Consider the following 23,628-nt stretch of genomic DNA (forward strand, 5'->3'; position numbering starts at 1 on the left):
CCAAGTTTATTAAGCTAAAGCTAATTCAGTAAAAGCAAAGAACAAACAAACTGCTGATTTTTAATGGATTTAATTAGAAATTGTGAAATATTACAGTTTAATGAATTCTGAATATGGAACAATCAAGCTGCAGTATTTTGATGGTTTACCCCAGCGCATGGATCCCGTAAACTGCATTTTTAATTTTTGATGAGTGTCTTTTTATGTGGTTTAAAAATCTCACCCTTTATCGTTTCAATAAACCTTTCACTACCGATACCGAGGCACTAGAAACAGCATTAGCTGATTTCACTTTCTCGCCATGTTCTAGCCAAGACATCAGTAAATTTGGATTTTCAAAAGCGTTAGGTAAACAAGGCCATGCATTGGTGCACAGTGCTGAAAATCGCCACCTCATTTGTGTGACCAAAGAAGAAAAGATTCTACCAGGTCAGGTGATTAAAGAGGCTTTAGATGAAAAAGTGGCATTAATAGAAGATCAAGAAAGTCGCAAAGTCACCAAGAAAGAAAAAGATGCGATGAAAGAAGAGATCACTATGACGCTTCTGCCTCGGGCATTTTCTCGTCGCAGTCAAACTCATGCGTTAATCATGCCAGAACTTGAGATGATTCTGGTTGATAGCTCAAGTGCAGCAAAAGCTGAAGAATTACTCGCATTATTACGTAAAGCGCTCGGTAGCTTACCAGTTATACCACTTCACTTTACTACGCCAATTGAAACCACATTAACTGAATGGTTACGCAATGGTTCATCGCCACAGCCATTTGAAATGCAAGATGAAGCAGAACTAAAATCAGATTCAGATGAAGGTGGTATCGTGCGCTTTAAACAGCAGGTACTTCAAGAAGATGAAGTGCTAGCACACCTTGCTACAGGCAAGCAGGTGCACAAGTTAGCGCTACATTTTGGCCAATCTATCGCATTTTTATTGCAATCAGACGCCAGCGTGAAGCGTCTTAAATTCTCAGAAGAATTCAGAGCGGCAACTGATGATGTTGGCACGGAAGATCCTTTAGCCAAATTAGATGCTGACTTCGCACTAATGGGCGGAGAGCTTGTTGCCTTTATCAATGCATTACAACAAGCATTAGGCCCAATAGAAGAGAATATCTAAATGACTTCCACTGCTTGGATAATAAGCAGCGGTTAAGATTATTGATACATAAAAAAGCCCTCAACGCATTCGCATTGAGGGCTTTTTAACAATTAATAACTAGATGAATTTACCTGCATCATCAAATGGCCAATCAATACCCAGCCAAGCTTTTAAGAATGCTTTTTGCGCATTAGTCGGATTAGACACACCTTCAATCGCTAAGTCACCTTTAGGTTGCTCTTCTAGTGTCAGTGAAACTTGGGTTAACTTATCATTATTAAAAATAGTCAGTTCAATTTCGTCACCTGCGTTAAAGTCTTCTAAACGCTTTTTGAACCCAGCTGCAGTCACTTTTAATCCATTAACCGCAATAATTTCATTGCCCGCCACAATACCCGCCAGCCATGCAGGGCTGTTACGTGTCACATGAGCAAGCGTGAGTTCGTTATGCTGACCAGTTAATGTAAGACCGCTGTAAACGGTCGCTTTTTCACTGTCGCCATAAGATAAGACCAATCCAGCTTGAGCCAGTAATGAGTCAAACTCTAAACTAAATGGTGATGTAATATGTGACTGCCACCAAGGTTGATAATCTTTACCAGAAAGCGATGCTAATATGTTTTTCACATCATCAACGTTATACCCTTTAGGTAACTTGAAGTCTTGATATAACTTACGATGAACATCACGATAAGAATGAGCAAGCTCAGTGTCTGCTAACAGGTTAAAATCTAAAGATAAAGAAGCTAAATAACCTTCAGAATAAATATTAACACCATGGTTAATGGCATAATCGCCACCTGTATTAGTCCATTCATTCAAGCTAGCTTCAGCAACAGATTGAATTTCCCGCCCAGGTTTGTTGAGATTTCTATCAATACGTTTTGCTAAATCAGCAAAAAACTCTTTTGGCGTAATAACGTCAGCACGAAGCAATAATTGATTTTGGAAATAACTGGTTGAGCCTTCGGCCATCCACAATAACTCAGTCATGCTTGCCTTTTGATAGTCGTAAGGTACTAACCCTTCAGGACGGTAGGCTTTCACATTCCATGTATGGATAAACTCATGTGATGCTGTACTAATGAAGCGTAAGTAATCCTTTCGCTCACGAAAGTTAAACCTTGGCAGTTGAATAATGGTCGAATTTAAGTGCTCAGTTGCACCACGTGCGCCACTGGTAGCGTGGATCATGTAGACGTAACGTTCAAAAGGATAATCATCCCATATGACTTCCGCTGTGCTACTGATTTTTGTTAGGTCTGTAACGATCTGTTCAGCGTCATAGTTACCTTCCCCCCAAAAAACCACTTCATAATCACGTCCATCAGCTTCAAAGCTGTAGTGTGTGTTTACTCCAGTTTCGATTGGAGAATCGATCAATACATCATAATTATCAGCAACAAAAGAGTGCTTACTACGTCCTGATTCCATTCCTGAATAACTTTGCCAGCCTTTAGGCACCGCCATCGAAACATTCACCTTATCTTGGCGAAACTCAGGGCTATACATAAATACCCCACTGGCATCTAAATAAGCATGGGATTCATCAATATGGCGAACACGAGTTCCTAAATCATTAGCGTAAAGCTGATAACTCACATTGACCTCTGTCGGCTCTTGTAGCTCAATCGTCCACTCACCTGTTGCAGTTCTCTGCCAATTTAGTGCATTACCATCGTCATCTGTCGCCTTAAATAAACGCACACCATCTGCAAGTGGAAGCACTGCATATTTACCAGTACGCCAAACCGGTAAATTTACTGTAAGCGTATCTGCAGATGACTCTGGAAAGGTCACATTCACTTTTGCAAGGTGATGTTGTGGCTGTGTGAGATCAATCTGATATTGCACTTCAGCCATGGTAGCAGCTGAAAAAATATCCCTGCGGTAAAAATAGCCAGTTTTGAGACTTTCACTATCGATTCCTTCTGTTATTATTCTTGTTATATTTTTACACGCTGTAGTTAAGCGTTTTCAACATCATATAGATTTGTTGTAATAAATATTACATTAAATGAGGTGGCATTATAACAAGAGCTTATTGTAGGCTCACCCACTTCCAACAAAAGCTTACAAAATAATAAGGTCACTGTTCTTACATGCGAAAATTGATACCAAACTGCTTGGCCTTTATTTTATTAATAATTTCAATTCCGGCATTAGCAATCGATCCACAAGAACGTGAAATTGAATTCAATGAAACACCGCAAGCGCTATTTGACCAACTATTAGTTCGAACACAATTTCCGCTTTCATTCAATAACCGCCAAGAATTTGAGTTAATAGCAAAAGAACTCAAATATACGCCAGATGAATTACAAGCAGACCTCGAAACTTTGGCTCGTCTGTATATGGAAACGGTTGTCAGAACACCAAATAAAACTGAAAACTCTCGTTTATTGACTCAACAGTTAGAATCAATTGCAGTAACCCCAATGCAAGAAGCAATGATATTGCTACTTGAAGCAAGATTTCGCGGTATTGAAGATCAGCAGTACAAACAATCCATTATTTTATTTAAAGAAGCTTTGAAGAAAATTGCTTCAATACGTGATGAGCACAGCCTCACCTTACAATTTGTTTTACATGGCGGTTTAAGCAGCCTTCACGCCATATTAAAGCAAGATACCCAAGCCCTATATCATTATAAAAGTTATCGAGAAATTGCTTACCAGCTGCGAAATGACTATTTTATTGCCCAATCTGAAACCGCTATTGGTAAATATTACACTGGTAAAAACCAGCTAGCGAAAGCGCTGCAACATCATAGCGAAGCCTATCGAATTTCCAATCGATTGAATTACCCAGTAATTCAAGCTCACGCTCAATTTCAGCTTTCAAGGGCTTATCGAGATTTAGGCCAATGGGATGAAGCATTAAAAAATGCAAATGAAGCTGCCATTAGCTTTCAGGAATTAGGACATGAAGCCTTACAGTCTAATGCCATGACAGTCATAGCCATGGTCTACGGCAACCAAAAACAATGGAATAAAGCCATTGATTATTATTTAAATGCACAACAGCTCGATAAAAAAATAATCAGGTTATTAGCCAAGGACTAAATTTCCATAATATTGGCGAAGCGTACATGTATCTAGACAACTACCCGTCTTCTGTCAGTTATTTGAAAATGGCCAACGAGATTTTTAAAAGCCGTAGAGTCATGCATTATTTGGTATACAACGAGTTGCTGTTTGCTGAAGTGATGTCAAAACAAGCCTTATGGGAAGAAACGATTACTCATGCCAAGGCCGCGCTAGTCATTGCAGAAGAGAAGCAACTTATTGATGCGCAAAAAGAGGCCCTTTCTTTTCTTTCCAAAGCTTACCGCGGGATAAAAGATGATTCCTCAGCGCTTGAAATGATGGATAAGCTTGTAGCGATAGATAACGAACAGCAAGAAAATATTGTGGATGAAGCGGTAAACTCTAACCTGAATGAAGAAAAGCTCAAATTTGAAATAAACGTTTATCAAAACAAGTTAAATGGCTATATCAAGAGCAGTAAAGATCAGCAAATGGCGATTATCATTCTATTGGCCGCTATCTTTATTTTGTCGTTTGTGTGGTTATATAGCTTAAAAAGAATTAATACATTAAAACAAAAACAACAGTCATTAACCGCCAAAGTCATTCAAGACCCACTCACCGAAGTAAAGGGCTACAGAGGGATGCTTGACTGCATGTCCACTGGCACATCGCCTAAAACTGTTGCCTTAGTTAACATCAAAGCACTTACCGATTTAGATATTGACTTTGGGCTATCGGAATCAAAATTAATTACAGAAAGCTTAATCCAGCAATTTGAGAAAGACCTTCCAGCTTGTGTTTATGTCATTAAGCCAGGCGAATTTGCTTTTTGCTTTAAAGAAACATTCACAGCGAATGAAACACTCAAAAAGATTGAAGCAAGCTTGTCTTCGCAAGATTTAGCAATCAATACCAATATTCCTAATTACTCGGTAGTAAAACATGACCCCCTTGAATGCATCATGGGTCATATTAATCTCCCTTTATTGGCGAACCCTGATTTACGCCTTACCAACGACCTTCAATTTGAAACGGTACAATATGCCCTTGCAGCAGCAAAAACCATTGATAAAGGTAGTACTTACGTCAGTATACGTACACTAAACTTTGCTCCAGCGGCCATCTTTTTCAAACCTTTATATTTAAACCTTACTCATGCATTGCAAAGAGGCATTATCAGAGCTGAAAGTAATAGACCTATCGCTGAGATAAAATGGCCTACAAATTAACCAATAAACACAAACATCATTAATCTTTCGTCCACAGCGGCCGATATAGGTATATAGTTAATAATATTATTTCTATAAAAATACCAAATACAGTATTATAAACGTCACTAATCAATCAAATAGGTGATTGATGTTGTTAGTTATTTGATTGATTTAGGAAGCTCATAAGCATGAAAGATTCTTCGACGGCAGTGTCACAAGTTTCACTTTTGAAACAGAAACTAAACTCTGCCAAGTTGGCGCTTGAAGAAATCCATGAGGATCGTAATGAAAAATTACGCACCCTAATTCAATTTTTAGGTCATTTAAGCCTTGCCTGTAAAGGTCAAAATCTAGAACTTGATAATCGATTAGCCAAGCTAAGACATCATTTACAAGGTTATGATCAAATTGATGAAGCCTTGCCTGAGCTCGTTGAAATTGAGCGCCTATTAAAAGGCCAATACAATCATACAATGACTCAACTTGAAGAAAGCCGTACCAGCCTTTCTCGAGTTATCAGCCAAATTCAACGTGTAGACTCCGCCCCAGAAGAAATTAAAAAAGAAATTAATTACTTCAAAAAGATCTCAATAAACCGATTCATACCATTTGGGAGTACATCCCTAAAGTTGAACAAGTCATCGGCTTTTACGAGCATATTTTACAAAAGCAATTTGCAGGTACTGATGAACACGTTATTTTGCCTCAGCACCTTATTTTAGCCAAAGAGCTAGCCCAAAAAATTTCTGAGATAGAATTTAGAAAAGAACAGCGTGATCAAATTTTGGTCATGAAAGAAGTATTAATGGGTGATATTAAACTCAATACCCTGCTTGAGTCGTATCAAACAATATTAAGCCTTTTACTCAATAACATCGCACGTGAAAAAACAGCGTCCCAAGACTTTTTATATGCTTTAAATGATGCCATTAGTGTCGTTAGAGATGTGGTAAGTCACACGGCTAATAACAATGAACGTTCACAGCAAATAAAAAGCCAGCTTAACAAAGAGATTAACTTACGTGTCGACAATGCCGATGGCATTTTAATTGAGTCAGATGATTTAAACGCATTAAAGACAGCGCTGACAATTCAATTATCTTCGCTTAAAGATGCGCTAAGCCGTAAAGAAGCATTGGAAAACAGAGAGCAAACACTGCTCAGAAAATCCATAGAGTCAATGCGAAAAGAATTAACCAGTATTACCAAAGAGGCAAATAGTTATAAAGAAAAACTATTTGAACATCAAAAGCTTAATTTACTTGATCCATTAACACAATTGCCTAACAGAACCGCACTTGAGGATAGAATGGAGCAAGAATATCGCAACCATAAGCGTTTTAATGCACCGCTTTGGGTTGCTGTTACTGACATAGATTACTTTAAATCAGTCAATGATAACTTTGGTCACAGCACCGGTGATAAAACATTGCAAGTCATTGCGATGGCGCTAAAAAACTCATTGCGAGAAAGCGAGTTTGTCGCACGATACGGCGGTGAAGAATTTGTTTTATTACTTCCAGAAGTCAATGAAGACAATATTGGTTTATTATTAAATCGTGTCAGAGAGAAAATTAAGAACATTCCATTTAAATTTAAAAATCAGCGAATTACAGTTACATTATCAATAGGTGCTGCGCAAGTAATGGAAAATGAACGTATCGAAGAAACCTTTGAACGTGCCGATGCAGCCCTATACAAAGCCAAACACAATGGCAGAGATAGAGTCGTAATCGATATCTAACCTTCGATGCAACTCATCTCAAGAGGAGTTGCATATGATAGTAAAAATAAGCCCTCGCGGAAGTTTAGATCAACTTTCACAAATGGAAGTTAATCGACTCAAACAAAGCGCTAAGAGTGATTTATACCAACTACTTCGAAACTGCGCCCTTGCAGTGCTTGCCTCAGGATTACAAAGTGATAATTCTGAGGCTCTATTTGATAAATACACCAATTTTGACATCAATGTACTCCAGCGCGAACGAGGCTTATTAATTGAATTGATTAATCCGCCAGAGCAAGCCTTTGTTGATGGCGAGATTATCGCTGGAATTCAAGAGCATCTTTTCGCCGTTCTTCGAGACATCGTCTATATCGACAATAAATACGACGACCTTAAACACATCAATCTTACTAATGCGAGCCATATCACCAATGTTGTGTTCGATATTTTACGCAACGCAAGAGTCATCTCACCGATGAAAGATCCTAATGTCGTCGTTTGTTGGGGAGGCCATAGTATCAATCCTATTGAATATCAATATACCCGTGAAGTGGGCTATGAACTTGGACTGCGTGGACTCGACATTTGTACAGGCTGCGGCCCTGGAGCAATGGAAGGACCAATGAAGGGAGCAGCCATTGGTCATGCTAAGCAAAGGGTTAATAACGCTCGTTATATTGGCTTAACTGAGCCAAGTATCATCGCCGCAGAGCCGCCAAATCAAATTGTTAATGAGCTAGTAATATTACCCGACATCGAAAAACGTTTAGAAGCCTTTGTGAGACTAGGCCATGGTATTGTTATCTTCCCTGGTGGTGCAGGCACAGCCGAAGAACTGCTTTATATTTTAGGTATCTTACTTAACAATGCTAACCAATCCTTACCCTTCCCTTTGATACTCACAGGTCCTATTGAGAGTGCCGATTACTTTACCGAGATCGATGCGTTTATTGGGGCCACTTTAGGACCTGATGCTCAAGCTAAATACCAAATCATTATCGATGATCCCGTCAAAGTAGGTCAAATCATGAAACAAGGTATGCAAGCCGTTAAAAACAGCCGTAAAGAATTGGGCGATGCATATCAATATCAATGGTCTTTAAAAATAGAGCCCGAGTTTCAGCTACCATTCGATCCGACCCATGAAGTGATGCAAAACCTGCATTTATATTTCCAGCCTAATAAGGCCGAGCTAGCAGCGACCCTTCGACGTGCTTTTTCAGGGATAGTCGCTGGCAATGTGAAAGGAGACACCATAAAGCTCATTGAAGAGCGAGGTCCCTTTGAGATCCGCGGTGACAAGCAATTAATGATGATGATGGATAAACTGCTCAATGCATTTGTTAGCCAGCAACGAATGAAATTACCAGGCAGTGCATACGTGCCTTGCTATCGCATAATGAATAAAACGGAAAATGAAACGGAATCCCAATAGAGTTCCGTCAATATCTGTCGCTTTAATGGTGGTGATTGTTTAACAAAACGTTAAATAGCTATATGATTAGTCATCATAAATTAAAACTGAATTTAATCACCTATATGGTGAGCTAAAACTATTCAATCTAACGTGGGCTCACTTGAGCCTTACCACCAGCGACGAAAATAAACATGAACAAACTGTTGATCATTGATGGTCTGAACCTTGTTAGACGTATTCATGCAGTACTACCAGATGAAAATGATATTGCCAGCGTCAAAGAACGTACGTTAGCCGCAGCCAAAAAACTGTTAGTTCACCATGAGCCGACCCATGCGATTGTCGTCTGGGATGGTGATGAAGAATCTTGGCGAAAACAGTTATACCCTGATTATAAAAAAGGACGTAAGCCGATGCCTACGCCTTTAAAATCAGGATTAGCCGATATTAAAGCGGCGCTTTCTGAAGCACATATACATTCTCATGACGCCGTCTCAGAAGCAGATGATGTCATCGCTACCCTAGCGACTAAAATCACTGAAAATAAAGGTAAAGCAATTATCGCCTCTACTGATAAAGGTTTCAGCCAAATCATTGATGACAATATCGTCATATGGGATCACTTCAAACAGCAATATTTCGATTTAACTGAATACGAAAGAAAGCTTGCTGTACAACAAAGTCAGATACTTGATTTTATCGCGCTAGCTGGAGACAGCGGCAATAAAGTACCAGGGATAGCAGGTATTGGGCCGAAGTCAGCAGCCGATTTATTAAATAAGTTCAGAAGCTTAGCAAATCTATACAAGTCCATTGATAACTTAGGTGCAAAACAAGCGCAAAAGCTCATTGATGGTAAAGACATGGCGAGAGTGAGTTACAAGTTAGCCCAATTACAATGTCATATGCCCCTCAATATCAATCTCAAACAATTCAGAGTCATTAGCAATAGCGAAAGGAATACCTAAGCAAATGAATTCAAAAATGTCCTTTATCATCGCCTCCATGTTCATTGCCTACATCGTCTTCGCAATTGCCGTTGTGATGGTTTATGAACCGAAACCAGAAGATAGAAGTTGGCAAGAAAGACAAGAGTTTAACCACAATATGCTCAGTGAAATCAATATAGGCCAGCCTATTGAGAACATTAGAAAATTAATGGGTCGAGCGGACTTTACCGAAGCGAAAGCAACTGACAACGCTAACTTTCAGATCATGTTTTATCGAACCCATCATGTTAAATCTGACGGCATCACCACTAAAGATGAGTGCACGCCATTGTTATTTAAAAATGGAAAATTGATTGCGTGGGGACAAGAGACTTACGATCAGTTTTTACAAATTCCCATTTTAAATAATGTCATCCCAGCTTCTCCCCCTGCAGTCGCCGAAACAGATTCTGATGACCATAAGACCCCTTTATCAGAAGGTGAAAAGTAAACTGATAATTGACCCTAATATCTCAGTTTTAAAACGAGAATTCGACTGTCAGCCTATTGAGCCACAATCGTGTGCAAGGTTACTTTAGCCATAAAAAATGCCACATAATGTGGCATTTTTATTAATCATAATTAAGTCTATTTAACTGTTATTGATACTCTTTATAAGCCTCACCTTTCTCTAACCATTCAGGGGCTTTAGCACCTTTAAGATAATGGTCAAAGTACTGCTTCATTCTGATTGTATAGTCGAGTTTATTCGGATATTTCTTCAAATGATGCGGCTCGTCTTCATATTGTAAAAACACGACATCCTTACCAGTGCGTCGCATTGCAAGGTATAACTCAACGCCTTGCTCCCATGGCACCGCATCATCTTTATCACCAAACATGATCATCATTGGTGTCTGAATACGTTCAGCATAAAATACTGGTGAATTCTCAATATATTTTTGTGGGGAGTTAAATAAACTTTCTCCAATTCGACTTTGGCCTGTTTCATACTGGAACTGTCGAGCTAAACCAGAACCATGACGAATACCACTATATGCACTCGTCATATTAGACACAGGGGCCCCCGTTACAGCTGCTTTAAAGATATTGGTTTGGGTAACCGCAAATGCAGTTTGATAACCACCCCATGAGTGTCCTTGAATACCGACAGCATCAGGATCTGCAATGCCCATATCAATTAACTTTTGCACACCAGAAGTTAACCCTTTAACCGCTGATGCACCTGGATAGCCAACTTCAAATCGAATGTCCGGTAAGAAAATCGCATAACCATTGTCAGCGTACCAAGCGAAGTTAGGACGATGATTAATAGCCATATGCGGGAATGAATGTAATCGGTCGCTCATAAAGCGATAGAAATACACCATAACAGGATACTGCTTACCTTCTTGATAATTAGTCGGCTTAATCAATACACCGTCAGTTAATCGGCCATCTGCATCACGCCATTGCACTAGCTCGGCACTGGCCCAATTAAAATCATCTCGCTGTTTATCTAACGCCGTTTGCTTAACACCATCTTGTGGTGCTGCAATGTCAGCGGTGTAAAGATCAGGATAAAGATCATAACGCTCTTTTGAATACACGATAGTGTCAGCATTTTTACTTTTTGCTAGCACTTTCACTTTCGCATCGGTTTCCATCAAGGTTGTTAACCCAGGCACACCCACAACGGCACTGTATAAGCTATCCGCTTTGGTTTTTTCGTTGTAACCATGCACCAACACCGTTTGCTGCTGTGCTATCGTTGCTGGGACATTCTTGTCTTCATACAACCCTTCAATTCTCATTTGCGTACTGGTTTTACGCCCCTCACCGGCCGTCAGCATAAAGCCATCGAATGATGCACTGCTAAATTGCCAAGCATCATACTTGTCGTAAGCAATAATACCTGAACCATCAGCTAACCAAGGGCCAAAGCCATAACTCGGTGCATTACCTGGGTAGTCATGATCTTCATTGGCAAAGCTCACGCTAATGTCTTTAGAGATGGTATGCCTTCTTACTCCTGCAATGTCATAGAGAAAGAGCTGACCTTGCTGATAATAAGCCACAAATCTCGCATTAGGTGATAGCGTCGGCATTTCATTCGTTGGGTGCTGGGTTAAAAGCTGCTGCTTTCGGCCTGTATTTAAGTCCACTAAATACACATCTTGATAAAAACCAGCCCAAGTGATCATTTTTTGATAAGGCACATCTGATGTGGCCAAAAGATATCGTTTTTGCTCACCATATTGCACATTTGGTACATCTTTATCTGCTAGTTGCACAATACGGTTGGCATTGACGTGAAGAACAGCTAAGTAAGTACGTTGTAATTCTTTACTGTATTGTTTGACTTCATGGGGCTTAATTTTAGGATCATCCCCGTGCCATACTTTCAGGTTTCGTAAGGCGGTTACGACTTCAGTATCAAACAAATCAGCTTGCTGTTTTATTTCAGGTAAAGAAACCACTTTATCAACCTGTGGTACTCGACCTACAAATAACCGCAAACTATCTTCTGAGAAGAAGATTTTTGAATATTGATTAAGTGTCCATTCATCCGTTGTAGGCGTTGGCTTAACTTGACTATTTTTCAAATCAATAATAGATAACTGATACTCACGTTCATCTCGCTTAACGGCGGCATCACCACTGGTAAACGCAAGCCATAATCCGTCGTCAGATACGCTTAACTCTCCAAATTGTTGAGTTTGGCTTTGGTGTAGTTGGTTTAAGGTATTATTGATTAAATTAACTTTTTTAATGGTGTGGCGCTGATTATTGATATCGTTGCTCGCAACAACAAAGTTTTTACCGACTCTGTCAAAAGCAAACTGTGTCACATGCTCAAACTCATGAGTATTATTATCAGCTAGATGAATAAGTTTGATTTTACTGCCAGTGTCTTTCTCATCAACTTTGGCTTTATCGTCTTTATCCGCCTCCTTATCAGCCTCTTCGGATTCTTCAGCTTCAAACCATATCGCGACAAACTCACCATTAGGGCTAAATTCTGCGTGTTTTACCTTTTCAAACTGCTGTTGTTCTCCAGTGCTGGTATTTAACAATACCAAACCACTATGAAGCTCAGACTTTTTGAGGGTCTCTGCAGATAATAAACTCGGCTCAATTTTCGCTATTGCAAAAGAGCCTTGGCTATTAAGCTGAAGTGCCGAACCACCATCAATAACGTACTGTTTTTGAGTCGCGGCAATATTCACTAAGGCGCGACTGTCGCCTCGATCAGGCATCGCTTCAACCGCAATAACACGACCATTATCAGAAATAACTGGCTGTTGCAGGGTTTCAAAATGCATGATGTCATTTAAGCTTAACGTTTTTGGCTGCTGCGCAGCGTTTACTGCAACGGACGCGGCGAGTAACGTCAGTGGGAGAAATGTATGTAACTTCAAAGTCATCCTCGTGAGTTATTATTATCGAGCAATTAAACAAATGGATCTTTATTCAATCAAGCGCTTTGACACATACGCAATGAATACGAGCTAACATTTAATCGACTTGAGTGATGTTGAGGTAAACCATCCAGCTATTTACTGGTGCATTTTTAACCTGTTAGACCAAAGTCGTCTGTAAAAATATTCTTATCTACCTAAGCTACTCAGGTAAAATCATTGCCGCGCCAACCTTTTTGCAACATGTAAAGTGTATTTATGACGCTAATTGAATCTTAAATTTACGCTATTGTGAATATATTAAAGCAATCAGCTGAGGATTAACTTAAAAAATACAAAAAATATGTGATTAAACTCACTAAATCCTGTAAAAAAATTCTAAATTCGTTAAAATGCGGCGCATTAAAACGTTAGTAAATCGTTCTGTTACAAGCTTGTTAACGTAAACAGAGAAATGCAGTAACTACTAGGTGGAAGGACTATCCATGCCAAAACGTACTATAACCGTAATCCCAGGTGACGGGATTGGACCAAGCATTATCGATTCCGCTTTAAAGATTCTCGACAAAGCTGGTTGCGACTTTGAATATGAATTTGCAGACGCCGGTTTAGCCGCTTTAGAAAAACAAGGTGAATTAGTACCTCAGCGTACCTTAGACCTTATTGAAAAAAACCGTATCACTCTTAAAGGTCCATTAACCACTCCAGTGGGTGAAGGCTTTACTTCTATCAATGTTAGCTTGCGTAAAAAGTTCAGCTTATACGCAAACGTACGTCCAGTGCTTTCGTTTAAAGGTACTCAAGCACGTTACGACAATATTGATATCATCACCGTTCGAGAAAACACCGAAGGTATGTACTCTGGTTTAGGCCAAAAAGTATCTGAAGATGGTGCTACTGCAGAAGCAACTAGTATCATTACTCGCCAAGGTGCTGAACAAATTACCACTTTCGCTTATGAGCTTGCTCGTAAAGAAAACCGTAAAAAAGTAACGATTGTTCACAAAGCAAACATCATGAAGTCGACTTCAGGTTTATTCTTGAAAGTGGCGCGTGAAGTAAGCCAGCGTTACCCTGATATCGAAACAGAAGAAATGATTGTTGATGCAACATGTATGAAGTTGGTCATGAATCCAGAAAATTTCGATGTATTGGTAACAACTAACTTATTCGGTGACATTTTATCTGACTTATGTGCAGGTTTAGTGGGCGGTTTAGGTATGGCACCAGGTGCTAACATCGGTAGCGACGCTGCGATTTTTGAAGCCGTACATGGCAGTGCACCTGATATTGCGGGTAAAAACTTAGCAAACCCAACTTCAGTTATTCTTGCATCTATCCAAATGCTTGAGTATCTAGGTATGGCTGATAAAGCTGAAATGATCCGCAGTGCAGTATCTGCAGTGATCGAAGAAGGCGACCGTACGACTCGCGATTTAGGTGGTACACACGGTACGACTGACTTCACTCAAGCCGTTATTGACCGTTTAGGCTAATCTTTGCATTATTAAGCTAAATTGATAATAAAAAGCCCTTAGTGGGATTCACTAAGGGCTTTTTTATAGCTGAAACAATAAACATCACAAAACAATGCCAATATCGCTTCAAGGATTAATTAAAGTTCCATGGTGTATTTGGTTTAACCCATAAATGCACTGTCACTTCATCACGGTCATGATAAAGATGCTTACATTGGATTTTAAAATCTTCGATTTCGTTTTCTTTTAAAATCTCAGCCATAGTATCGAGGATTTGTCTCACCTCTTTATAACGGCTTTTCATTGGTAGCTTAAGGTTAAAAATAGCTTCTTTAAACCAACCATTTATCGCCCATGCTTCCATAAGTTCTGCAACCCGTGAAGGCTTCTCAACCATGTCACACACCAGCCAATAGATGTTCTTTCGCGGTGGCTCAAAACGGAAACCATCAGCACGGTAGTGACGAACCTGACCTGTATCCATCAACTTTTGATCCATAGGACCATTATCAACAGCAGCGACAAACATACCGCGGCGAACGAGCTGATAGGTCCACCCGCCAGGACATGCCCCTAAATCAACAGAATGAAGACCTGAGCGACAGCGCAGCTCTTGTTCTTCTTTCGTTAAGAAGTGCCCAAATGCTTCGTCTAATTTCAAACTTGACCGGCTAGGTGCATCAGCCGCCATTTTAAGACGTGGGATCCCCATAAAATAAGGCGAGCTATTATTAGTTAGTGAGTAACCAACGTACGCTTGACCTGGCCCAACAAAACAAACGTGAATAATGGGTCTTTTGTCATTTTCTTGAGCAAGCAATGAGCCTGACTTTTTCAAACCTTGCCTTAGTGGCACGGTAAACTTACGACAAAAACCCGATAATTCCTTCGCTTCATTAGTATCCGGCGTTTCAACACGTAACTCTCCCGCTTTTGACACTTCCGCTAAAGCTGCAACAATTGGAGAGACACGGTCTGATTCAGGCAAATCTTTTAGTAAATCATTTGCCGCAAACATTTGTCGCGCGAACACCAAAGAGTTGAGCTCAATTCTTTTTGCTAGTTGTTCACCACCATCTTCTTCAAAGCTTTGGAAAATAACATAAGCATCATTGGTATTGGTTTTTACAAAACCACCAATATTCAATTCAGCTGCACGCTGTTGAATTTCTGCTGCGCAATCTTTCTCATAGCCTGCACGGCAGAATAAAAATAGGTTTTTCATGATGAACCTTTGGTGTCGATAACGAGACTGTACGTTCCATTAGAATAATGACGTCAGTGCTTGTGATTAAAAATAATTTGCTGGGCTGCATTATACGCAAAATTCATAATTCTGTGTGAAATGAAACGAGAAATACAGAAACTAAAAAAGCAGCTAAAACGATGTTTCAGCTGCTTTTAATAAACTCATATGGCTTTTCAGTAGGTTAACTCATTAATCTTTCTGATACTTAGCAATGGCAACTGCAAATAATATCCAACCGATTAACATGCATCCACCACCCATTGGAGTTATTGGTCCGATCCACTTAGCCCCAGTAAAGGCATAAAGATACAATGAACCAGAAAACAGTAAGATGCCGATAAAAAACAGATACCCAGCCCAATCAAGTAACTTTGACGAGATCCAATGGCCTGCAAACGCAACAGCGATAATCGCAAAGGTATGATAAAAGTGATAATCAACGCCTAAATTAAAAATGGCAATTAACTCTGGTGAGGCAATATTTTTTAATCCGTGTGCACCAAATGCACCAAGCGCAACGGCTAAAAAACCATTTAGCGCTGCTAAAAGTAGTAAACCTTTTTCATCATGATTGCCTTTAAATGATCAATTTATATGTGCATTAATGAAATGCTGACATTGTTGAATACAAGTTTGCAGATTATCCTCTAATGTGGTCCCTGACGACTTCCGTGGTTTAAAACTATGATCGCCATCCTTAATCCACTGTATTTCAATCGACTTGTTTAAAGGCCATTGCGGGAGTTCTTCTTTACCGCCAAATTTGTCCCGCTCTCCTTGCATAACTAATAACGGTACAGTGCAATCATTGACTGGTGCTAACCTAGGTTCTCCACCTTTTAATGGAACAAAAGGATAACCAAGGCAAATCACGCCTTTGATCAATTTAGCGAACTCAGAAAATTCAGGTACAAGTTCGACCTTCGCCATTTCACCTAACTCTGGCGTCATCAATGTGGCCGACATTCTGCCCCCCATAGATTTCCCCATCAAAATGATATTCTCAACCGCTAAGGTTTGCTGTTTATTTTGCGCTAGTACTTGCTGCAATACTTGTTGAAAATGATTGAGTAGTTTTGGCGCCCTATCTGGAGGTCTGCGTTTGCCATCTTGCATGTTGGCTTGCATATACAAAAAGTTAAAACGTAACACTTGAACGCCAGTTTGGCTCAGTCCAGTTGCCACAGCCTCCATAAACTCATGATGCATATTAGCGCCAGCACCATGAGCAAAAACCACTAAGGTTTTGCTCTGCTCACCTTGTAAAATATATTCTATTGCTTGACCATTGATTTCACTAGAGCACAACTTATCTGTCATTGATTGGGGTTCACTTATTGATGAATAATTGTTGAATGGTAAGTTGAGGCCTCTTAGCAACACTTTGCTTTAAACGCCTCATAGTTTCGTGCAGCTTAAGCACAGCAAGTAATAAATCACTTCTAGAAAGTAACGACTTATTTATCTAACCAGCTAATAGCTCACTGCGTGACTCTTCAGCAAACATATCTACCATCCATTCTCTGAAAGCTGCCACTTTTCCGAGCTCTGAGTGGCTCTGCTGACACACAAGGTAATAAGCGTCTTTACTGACTAATACTTCCGAGAACGGACACACAAGTCGACCGGCTTTAATATCAGGCCTTGCCAATACGCTATACCCCAATGCCACACCTTGACCATGAGCCGCAGCTTGCAATACTAATGATGAATGGCTGAAGATAGGACCAGAATTAACATTAATTTCACTAATCCCGCATTGTCTAAACCAAGCCTGCCAATCTTGACGACTCGAGTCGTGTAATAAGGTGTGATTTTTTAAATCGCTGGGTTTTTCAAGAGGCTTAGGACCGCTCAATAACAGCGGTGAACAAACAGGAATTAACACTTCATTACGAAGTTTATCTGCACGTAGCCCAGGCCAATTACCTTGACCATAATAAATAGCGACATCGACATCATCAGTCAATGAGTCGACCTCGCTATCTACAGCTTTAATTCGCACATCAATGTCGGGGTTTTTCTCACTAAACTTTGCAAGTCTTGGCACAAGCCATTGAATTGCAAAGCTTGGCGACATGCTTACCGTTAACGAACCAATCGCGCTTCTGGCTAATAGCCTATCGGTAGATTCGCCTAATTGGATAAAAATATCTTTGATATCGAGGAAGTAGCTTTGACCTTCTTCAGTCAATAATAGCGAGCGATTTTTGCGTCGAAATAGTTTTAAGCCCAAAAATCTTCCAGTGCTTTTATCTGGTGACTGACTGCTGCTTGCGTGACAAATAGCTCTTCTGCCGCTCGAGTAAAACTTAAGTGCCTCGCAGCAGCCTCGAATGCTTTGACTGCATTCAAAGGTGGCAATCTTCTCGACATAGTGATCAATCTCTCGTTTTTTAATTAGTTTTTCTAATGATTATCGTTATTTTTTGTCGTTTGTAAAGAACACTGTGTTCGTTTAAATTATAACCATTGAAATTTAGTGAGTTGGACAATCTCTACCAGGTAATAAGGGAGTGTCCGACAGTGTGATTTGTCACCTCGGAGGCGACCCTTTATGTTTAACTTAACAACGTTAGCAACAGCTGCTTTACTCTCTTCATGTGCATTTATGGCTACAGCAAATGATACCACAATTGATATCAGCGACCTTCAAGCATCAATTAATGCTGAACTTGAGCAAAGCATGAATGAAATGCAAAACAACATCGATGTTAACGTGAAAAACACGCTAATCGAAGAGAAAGAAGACAAAGCGACAATCAAAACGGCTGAAACACGTATTGCTGATTAATTTACTGTAAAAACCGTTTCAAAAAAACCGCATTAACCATTTTATTGGTAATGTGGTTTTTTTATATTCAATATTCACAGCTATTTCAGGTAAAAAAATAGCCACTAGAATTAATCTAATGGCTATTTAGCATTAACATAGTTTATCCGAATAATTCGAATCGACGAATCAATTAAGGACGGTAAACCTTAACGTTAGTGTAGCCTTGCTCAGTTAAATACAGAGCTTGTAATTTACTCATCACACCACGTTCGCAATACAATAGGTAAGTTTTTTCTTTACTTAAGTCTGCAAATTGAGTGGCTAGTTTGAAGAAAGGGATCTTCAATATTTCTGTATCAACTATTTTTAGCGGATTTTGCTCTTCTTCATCTTGAGCACGAATATCAATAACCACTTCGTCGTTATCGATTGCAGCGACTGTTTCAGTTTCACTTACCGTTGTTTCGACCTTTTCTGCAATTTGCTTGATATCAATCACGACAGCGTCATTAACGACTCTATCGACAAGATCTTCTGAAAACTTCAATTCTTCAGCTTCAATTTTAGATAAAATGGCTTTCACTGTTGGTTTCTGTGAAATCACACCACAATATTCAGGAATAGCTTTAGCAAAATCTTCAGTGCCAATTTTACGGCTTTCATTAATGATATCTTGCTTATCCATGGTGATCAGTGGACGCAGAATCAATAAATCGGTACAACGGTCGATTACATTGAGGTTAGTCAAGGTTTGACTTGAAACTTGACCGAGACTTTCACCTGTAACTAGTGCTTGAATACCGTACTTCTCTGCAATTTTAGTGGCCGCACGCATCATCACACGCTTTAAAATAACGCCCATTTGACCATTGTCGATTTTCTCAAGGATCTCTTCTACAACTGGCTCAAAAGGCACTGTGATAAAGCGAACTTTATGAGATTCTCCATACTTTTGCCATAAGTGATAAGCAACTTGTTTAACGCCAATCTCATGTTGAGCGCCACCTAAGTTAAAGAAACAGTAATGTGTACGTGCGCCCTTTTTGATAAACTGATAGCTAGAAACACCAGAATCAAAACCACCCGAAATTAGTGATAACACATCTTCTTGAGTCGCCATAGGGAAGCCACCTAGACCTTCAATACGACGTACAACCATGTATAGCTTTTCATGATCAATCTCAAGATTCACTGTCATATCAGGATTTTTTAACTTCACGCCAACAGCGTCAGTGTGCTGGTTTAAACCACCACCGACATAACGTTCGACTTCAATTGAATTGAAATCATGTTTACCTGTTCGCTTAACACGTACACAGAAGGTTTTACCAGCTAGTTCATCTTTATATACAGGCAAAACTTGCTGGTAAATGTCATCAATTGACTCAAATGAGTATTCATCAACTTGAATCACATGAGCAATACCAGGGATACATTCTAATCTAGCTGAAATCGCATCAATTCTTGCCTGTTCATCGCTCGCTACATGGATCATGATACGATCCCATTGGCGTTGCACTTTTACATCGTCATCAACTTTTTTAAGTACATTGCGAATGTTTGTTTCAAGGATTTTAGTAAAACGCATTCTCACCGTTTTACTTTTCATCATGATTTCTGGGTATAGCTTTACGATAAACTTCATTGGATTTCCGCGGGCTTCTGTTTCGGTATTACCTTACTAGCAAACTAAACCAATGATATAAAACAAAAATATATCAAAATTTAATATGTAAAAAGGCTTAAAAATGATGGCTAGAAAAGCAACCAGCCATTAAAGGCGGGATTATAACAAAAATTGTCTATTTACCAAACACAATAAATCACCAGATTTGAGCACAGGCTTATTGATTTATCAGGCTTCAGGCCAATAAAAAAGCCGCAGTAATAACAGAATTAATCTGATACTAAAACGACTTGATAACTCACCATAAAAACAATAATCAAAACAACAAACTTAACAAAAACGCCACTGATAATAATCCAACCACAGGTTATTATTAAGCCACTGTATGTCGCTAAAAACTATGGTGCAAAAACTATGGCGCAAAATCTATGGCGACATAACCTCAATTTCATCTGACTCTTTAGCTTTACCTTGCTCAATGGCAATTTCCACTCGACGATTACGACTGCGATTTTGGTTAGAGTCATTGGGTACTAACGGGGCGTTGGATGCCATACCAACCACTTGCATTCTCGCTTCATCAAACCCTTTCACTTTTGCTAGCTCATGGGCGACAGCAACAGCACGTTTACTAGACAAGTCCCAGTTAGAGCTATAAAGCTCATTACTAATATGCATTCCATCAGTATGCCCCGAAACCGTGACAATACCAGGAACATCTTTTAATAACTCACCAATTGAACGAACCACAGGCTTAAAACGAGGCTGTAGAAAACCAGATCCCGAAGCAAAGGAGCCTTTCTCACGAATTCGAATAATAATTTGCTGACCTAATGATTCAATTTCTATGGCACCATCAACAATCTCTTCATTGAGTTTTTCAGCCATTTTCTTAACTTGATCGTTAATATTCTCTTGTTCTGATGAAGCTTGAGATTGCTGAGCTTGAGCTTGTTGCTGCGCAGTAGCAGAAGAATTGCCGCCTCGGTTTTCACCTTGTTGCTTTTGAACGCCGCCAGCACTGGCATCTTCACCTGCTTGATACTCAATCGTTTGTTGAGTCATCTCGTTGGTTTGCTGGTTAATAATTTCAATCGGGGTAGGATCGGGCTTGCCTGGGCGAAACTCCAGCGCAATCACAGAGGTACCTTTGGGAATATCTTTCACTTCGACTTTATTTTGCACCCCGAAGGCGTATTTCATTGAACCGGCAATTTGCTTGAACTTCATCACATCCATTTCGGAAAAAGCCAATAACAGTACAAAGAAACACATTAGCAGCGACATTAAATCAGCAAATGTCGCTAGCCATAAAGGGGCGCCAGGTGGCGGACAATTACACTTGGCTTTTTGGCCATGAGTTACTCTCCGTCCGTGGTATCGATTTGACGTTGTTTTTCAGCTAAGTAGTTTTTCAAAAATCCTTCAATTACACGTGGATTCTGACCATCTTGAATCGCTAGTACAGCATCCATGATTAAATTACGATTGAGGAGTTCTTCACTCATTCTTAACTGCAATTTATCCGCGATTGGAATAGCAATCATGTTGGCAATGATTGCACCGTAAAGTGTGGTTAATAATGCCACAGCCATCGATGGTCCAATAGATTTCGGGTCATCCATATTTGATAACATGGCAACCAAACCAATCAAGGTACCGATCATCCCCATTGCAGGTGCTACATCACCTAAAGATTTAAAAATGCCGATACCGGTTTTATGACGTTCTTCGGTCAAGGCTATGTCTTTTTCTAAGGCTTCTCGTACGACATCGCCATCATGACCATCAACCAGCATATCAACTGCTTTTTGCATAAAACTGTTGGTGATTTGAGCTTCCTCTAAAGCTAAGAAACCACCTTTACGAGCGGCATCTGCCATATTGACTGATTGCTCGATGAGATCTTCTGGCTTGTCAATTTTGAACATAAAAGCTTTAGCACCAATTTTAACAGCGCCAAGAAACTGCTTTAAATTGTACTTCATCATGACCACAAACAATGAACCGATAAATACGATCATAATCGACGGCACATCAACAAAGATGGAAATACCACCACTGCTGACCATTGACCCAATAATAAATGCAAATGCGCCTATCAAACCGATTAGGGTTGCTAAATCCACAATGTCTCCTTGATTGCAGTCTTAAAATGCTGCCTTAGCTGATAAATCACTACCAACGCAGCACTTATCTTTTCAGTATCAATGTAACACCCTGTGCAACAGGGATAATAGTTCAAATATCAAAAAACACTGAAAAAACAGCATTCGATTATAAAATAACGGCCAGTGCTAAAAAATTCATCAATTATTAGGTCACTATTTACGAGTGGGCCATCAATTAAATGAATGCGAATGAAGGAAACTGGCTTTCGTTATAGTTATCGGTCAAACTTAGCCCAAGTTTAGAGATTTTTTACTAATTGTATAAATTTTCAGTCTTAAAGCGTGCTATTGAGCAAATAAACAACGACTGAATTTGACCCTTAGGTCGCCCTGATATACCTTGTCATCCGCAAATCAGAAGGAATCATAATTGTGGCTAAAAAACCTGAGAATCTAAGTTTTGAAGAATCGTTATCGGAGCTTGAAAACATCGTCGCAGATCTTGAGCAAGGTGAAGTCACACTAGACAATGCCCTCAAACAATTCGAGCGCGGAATTAAGCTTGTACGTCAAAGCCAATCTAAGCTTGAACAAGCCCAACAAAAAGTATCTATCCTACTTGATGAAGATGATACGAATCTGACCCCATTTACCGTTGAAGGCGAATAAGCGTGTTAGACCAAGCTATTGAAAAATATCAACAACGTGTCAATCGAGTTCTTGAAGCAAAACTAAATGAACTTGATGATAATGCTCCCCAATTAAAAGCTGCGATGATTCATGGTGCTTTACTTGGCGGCAAGCGTATTCGTCCATTTATGGTATACAGTATCGGTGAAATGCTTGGTGCTGATAATCGCATACTCGATAATGCCGCAGCGGCCATTGAGTGCGTCCATGCTTACTCATTAATCCATGACGATTTACCCGCTATGGATGATGATGCGCTTCGTCGTGGCCAACCAACCGTACATATTGCTTTTAATGAAGCAACGGCGATATTAGCAGGTGATGCACTACAAACACTGGCATTTGAGCTCATTTGTCAGCCAGTCGAAGGGATCAACCCACAGCAACAATTGGCAATGGTAACGGCACTAGCTAAAGCCTCAGGCTATAGTGGTATGTGTGGCGGACAAGCAATTGATCTGAGTTCGACAGATAAACGTATTAATATTGAACAGCTGACCCAATTACATAACAAAAAAACTGGTGCGTTAATAAGTTGCGCCGCAGAATTAGCGTTAATTGCCGCTAATGCCTCTGACACAGAGCAGCAAATCATCAGAGAATTCGCCGAAAATATTGGTTTAGCTTTTCAAGTTCAAGATGACATTTTAGATATCACTGCCAGCACCGAAGAGCTTGGTAAACCACAAGGCAGTGACGAAGAAGCCAACAAAAGCACTTTCCCGAGCTTACTTGGACTTGACGGTGCTAATGAATGCGCCGAAAAACTAATTAACGATGCACTTTCAGCGCTGGCTAAATTGACCTACAATAGCCAGTTAATTGCAGACTTCGCCCGCTATATCATTGCGCGAAGATTATAA

At 39.8% G+C, this 23,628-nt stretch carries 16 protein-coding genes and 4 pseudogenes; 11 read left to right on the plus strand and 9 right to left on the minus strand.

Features of this window, described 5'->3' with window-relative positions; translation table 11 throughout:
- Window positions 1–203: 203 nt before the first annotated feature.
- Window positions 204–1,115: a recombination-associated protein RdgC gene (gene rdgC, locus ACGEDC_RS01790; RefSeq protein WP_055026432.1), complete on the plus strand. Its 912-nt coding sequence runs from the start codon at window positions 204–206 to the stop codon at window positions 1,113–1,115.
- A gap of 99 nt (window positions 1,116–1,214) precedes the next feature.
- On the opposite strand, the gene ACGEDC_RS01795 is transcribed toward rdgC, so the two are convergent.
- Window positions 1,215–2,960, minus strand: a complete 1,746-nt coding sequence (locus ACGEDC_RS01795) for a M61 family metallopeptidase (RefSeq protein ID WP_394496077.1) — start codon at window positions 2,958–2,960, stop codon at window positions 1,215–1,217.
- 239 nt (window positions 2,961–3,199) lie between these two features.
- Here ACGEDC_RS01795 and ACGEDC_RS01800 point away from each other — a divergent pair, with 239 nt between their 5' ends.
- The 6 genes and pseudogenes from ACGEDC_RS01800 (at window position 3,200) to ACGEDC_RS01825 (ending at window position 9,923) form a co-directional block, all read left to right on the plus strand.
- Window positions 3,200–4,162 carry a tetratricopeptide repeat protein gene (locus ACGEDC_RS01800; protein WP_394496079.1) on the plus strand — a complete coding sequence of 321 codons (963 nt, stop codon included), beginning with the start codon at window positions 3,200–3,202 and terminating at the stop codon, window positions 4,160–4,162.
- Window positions 4,163–4,188: 26 nt separating this feature from the next.
- The gene (locus tag ACGEDC_RS01805; RefSeq protein WP_394496081.1) at window positions 4,189–5,358 is read left to right on the plus strand and encodes a hypothetical protein; all 1,170 of its coding nucleotides are present in this window, start codon (window positions 4,189–4,191) and stop codon (window positions 5,356–5,358) included.
- 170 nt (window positions 5,359–5,528) lie between these two features.
- Window positions 5,529–7,084 (plus strand): annotated as a pseudogene (locus ACGEDC_RS01810) (GGDEF domain-containing protein).
- A 34-nt stretch (window positions 7,085–7,118) separates the two neighbouring features.
- The gene (gene ppnN, locus ACGEDC_RS01815) at window positions 7,119–8,501 is read left to right on the plus strand and encodes a nucleotide 5'-monophosphate nucleosidase PpnN (RefSeq protein WP_394496083.1); all 1,383 of its coding nucleotides are present in this window, start codon (window positions 7,119–7,121) and stop codon (window positions 8,499–8,501) included.
- Window positions 8,502–8,674: 173 nt separating this feature from the next.
- Complete coding sequence (gene xni, locus ACGEDC_RS01820; protein WP_394496085.1) at window positions 8,675–9,451, plus strand: flap endonuclease Xni; 777 nt, start codon at window positions 8,675–8,677, stop codon at window positions 9,449–9,451.
- A 4-nt stretch (window positions 9,452–9,455) separates the two neighbouring features.
- A complete protein-coding gene (locus ACGEDC_RS01825; RefSeq protein ID WP_065108508.1) occupies window positions 9,456–9,923 on the plus strand; it encodes a DUF3192 domain-containing protein in 468 nt (155 codons plus the stop codon).
- Between the two features lie 148 nt (window positions 9,924–10,071).
- Here ACGEDC_RS01825 and ACGEDC_RS01830 read toward each other — a convergent pair whose 3' ends face one another.
- Window positions 10,072–12,834, minus strand: coding sequence for a S9 family peptidase (locus ACGEDC_RS01830; RefSeq protein WP_394496088.1), 2,763 nt, complete (start codon window positions 12,832–12,834; stop codon window positions 10,072–10,074).
- 485 nt (window positions 12,835–13,319) lie between these two features.
- Here ACGEDC_RS01830 and ACGEDC_RS01835 point away from each other — a divergent pair, with 485 nt between their 5' ends.
- A complete protein-coding gene (locus ACGEDC_RS01835) occupies window positions 13,320–14,330 on the plus strand; it encodes an isocitrate dehydrogenase (RefSeq protein WP_055024975.1) in 1,011 nt (336 codons plus the stop codon).
- A gap of 115 nt (window positions 14,331–14,445) precedes the next feature.
- Here the strand turns inward: ACGEDC_RS01835 and rlmM are convergent, their stop codons facing one another.
- From rlmM to ACGEDC_RS01855, 4 genes and pseudogenes are all read right to left on the minus strand, one after another.
- A complete protein-coding gene (gene rlmM / locus ACGEDC_RS01840; protein WP_394496091.1) occupies window positions 14,446–15,537 on the minus strand; it encodes a 23S rRNA (cytidine(2498)-2'-O)-methyltransferase RlmM in 1,092 nt (363 codons plus the stop codon).
- Window positions 15,538–15,750: 213 nt separating this feature from the next.
- Window positions 15,751–16,122: pseudogene (locus ACGEDC_RS01845) on the minus strand (DUF423 domain-containing protein); the annotation flags it as partial.
- A 24-nt stretch (window positions 16,123–16,146) separates the two neighbouring features.
- Window positions 16,147–16,881, minus strand: coding sequence for an alpha/beta family hydrolase (locus tag ACGEDC_RS01850; protein WP_394496093.1), 735 nt, complete (start codon window positions 16,879–16,881; stop codon window positions 16,147–16,149).
- Window positions 16,882–17,026: 145 nt separating this feature from the next.
- A pseudogene (locus ACGEDC_RS01855) lies at window positions 17,027–17,937 on the minus strand (transcriptional regulator GcvA).
- Window positions 17,938–18,118: 181 nt separating this feature from the next.
- Here ACGEDC_RS01855 and ACGEDC_RS01860 point away from each other — a divergent pair.
- A complete protein-coding gene (locus ACGEDC_RS01860; protein ID WP_394496095.1) occupies window positions 18,119–18,355 on the plus strand; it encodes a hypothetical protein in 237 nt (78 codons plus the stop codon).
- 172 nt (window positions 18,356–18,527) lie between these two features.
- Here the strand turns inward: ACGEDC_RS01860 and thiI are convergent, their stop codons facing one another.
- The 3 genes and pseudogenes from thiI to pomA all read right to left on the minus strand — a co-directional run bounded on the left by thiI (window position 18,528) and on the right by pomA (window position 22,093).
- Window positions 18,528–19,982 (minus strand): tRNA uracil 4-sulfurtransferase ThiI, encoded by a 1,455-nt coding sequence (gene thiI, locus ACGEDC_RS01865; RefSeq protein WP_394496097.1) that lies wholly within the window; start codon window positions 19,980–19,982, stop codon window positions 18,528–18,530.
- A 408-nt stretch (window positions 19,983–20,390) separates the two neighbouring features.
- Window positions 20,391–21,314 (minus strand): annotated as a pseudogene (locus ACGEDC_RS01870) (flagellar motor protein MotB); the annotation flags it as partial.
- An 11-nt stretch (window positions 21,315–21,325) separates the two neighbouring features.
- Window positions 21,326–22,093, minus strand: a complete 768-nt coding sequence (gene pomA / locus ACGEDC_RS01875; protein ID WP_055024983.1) for a flagellar motor protein PomA — start codon at window positions 22,091–22,093, stop codon at window positions 21,326–21,328.
- A gap of 414 nt (window positions 22,094–22,507) precedes the next feature.
- Here pomA and xseB point away from each other — a divergent pair, with 414 nt between their 5' ends.
- Window positions 22,508–22,744: an exodeoxyribonuclease VII small subunit gene (gene xseB / locus ACGEDC_RS01880; RefSeq protein ID WP_055024984.1), complete on the plus strand. Its 237-nt coding sequence runs from the start codon at window positions 22,508–22,510 to the stop codon at window positions 22,742–22,744.
- Window positions 22,745–22,746: 2 nt separating this feature from the next.
- Entirely contained in the window at window positions 22,747–23,628 is an 882-nt protein-coding gene (gene ispA / locus ACGEDC_RS01885) for a (2E,6E)-farnesyl diphosphate synthase (protein ID WP_394496100.1), read from the plus strand.

The sequence above is a fragment of the Shewanella sp. ENK2 genome (genome assembly GCF_043568515.1).
Taxonomy (GTDB): domain Bacteria; phylum Pseudomonadota; class Gammaproteobacteria; order Enterobacterales; family Shewanellaceae; genus Shewanella; species Shewanella japonica.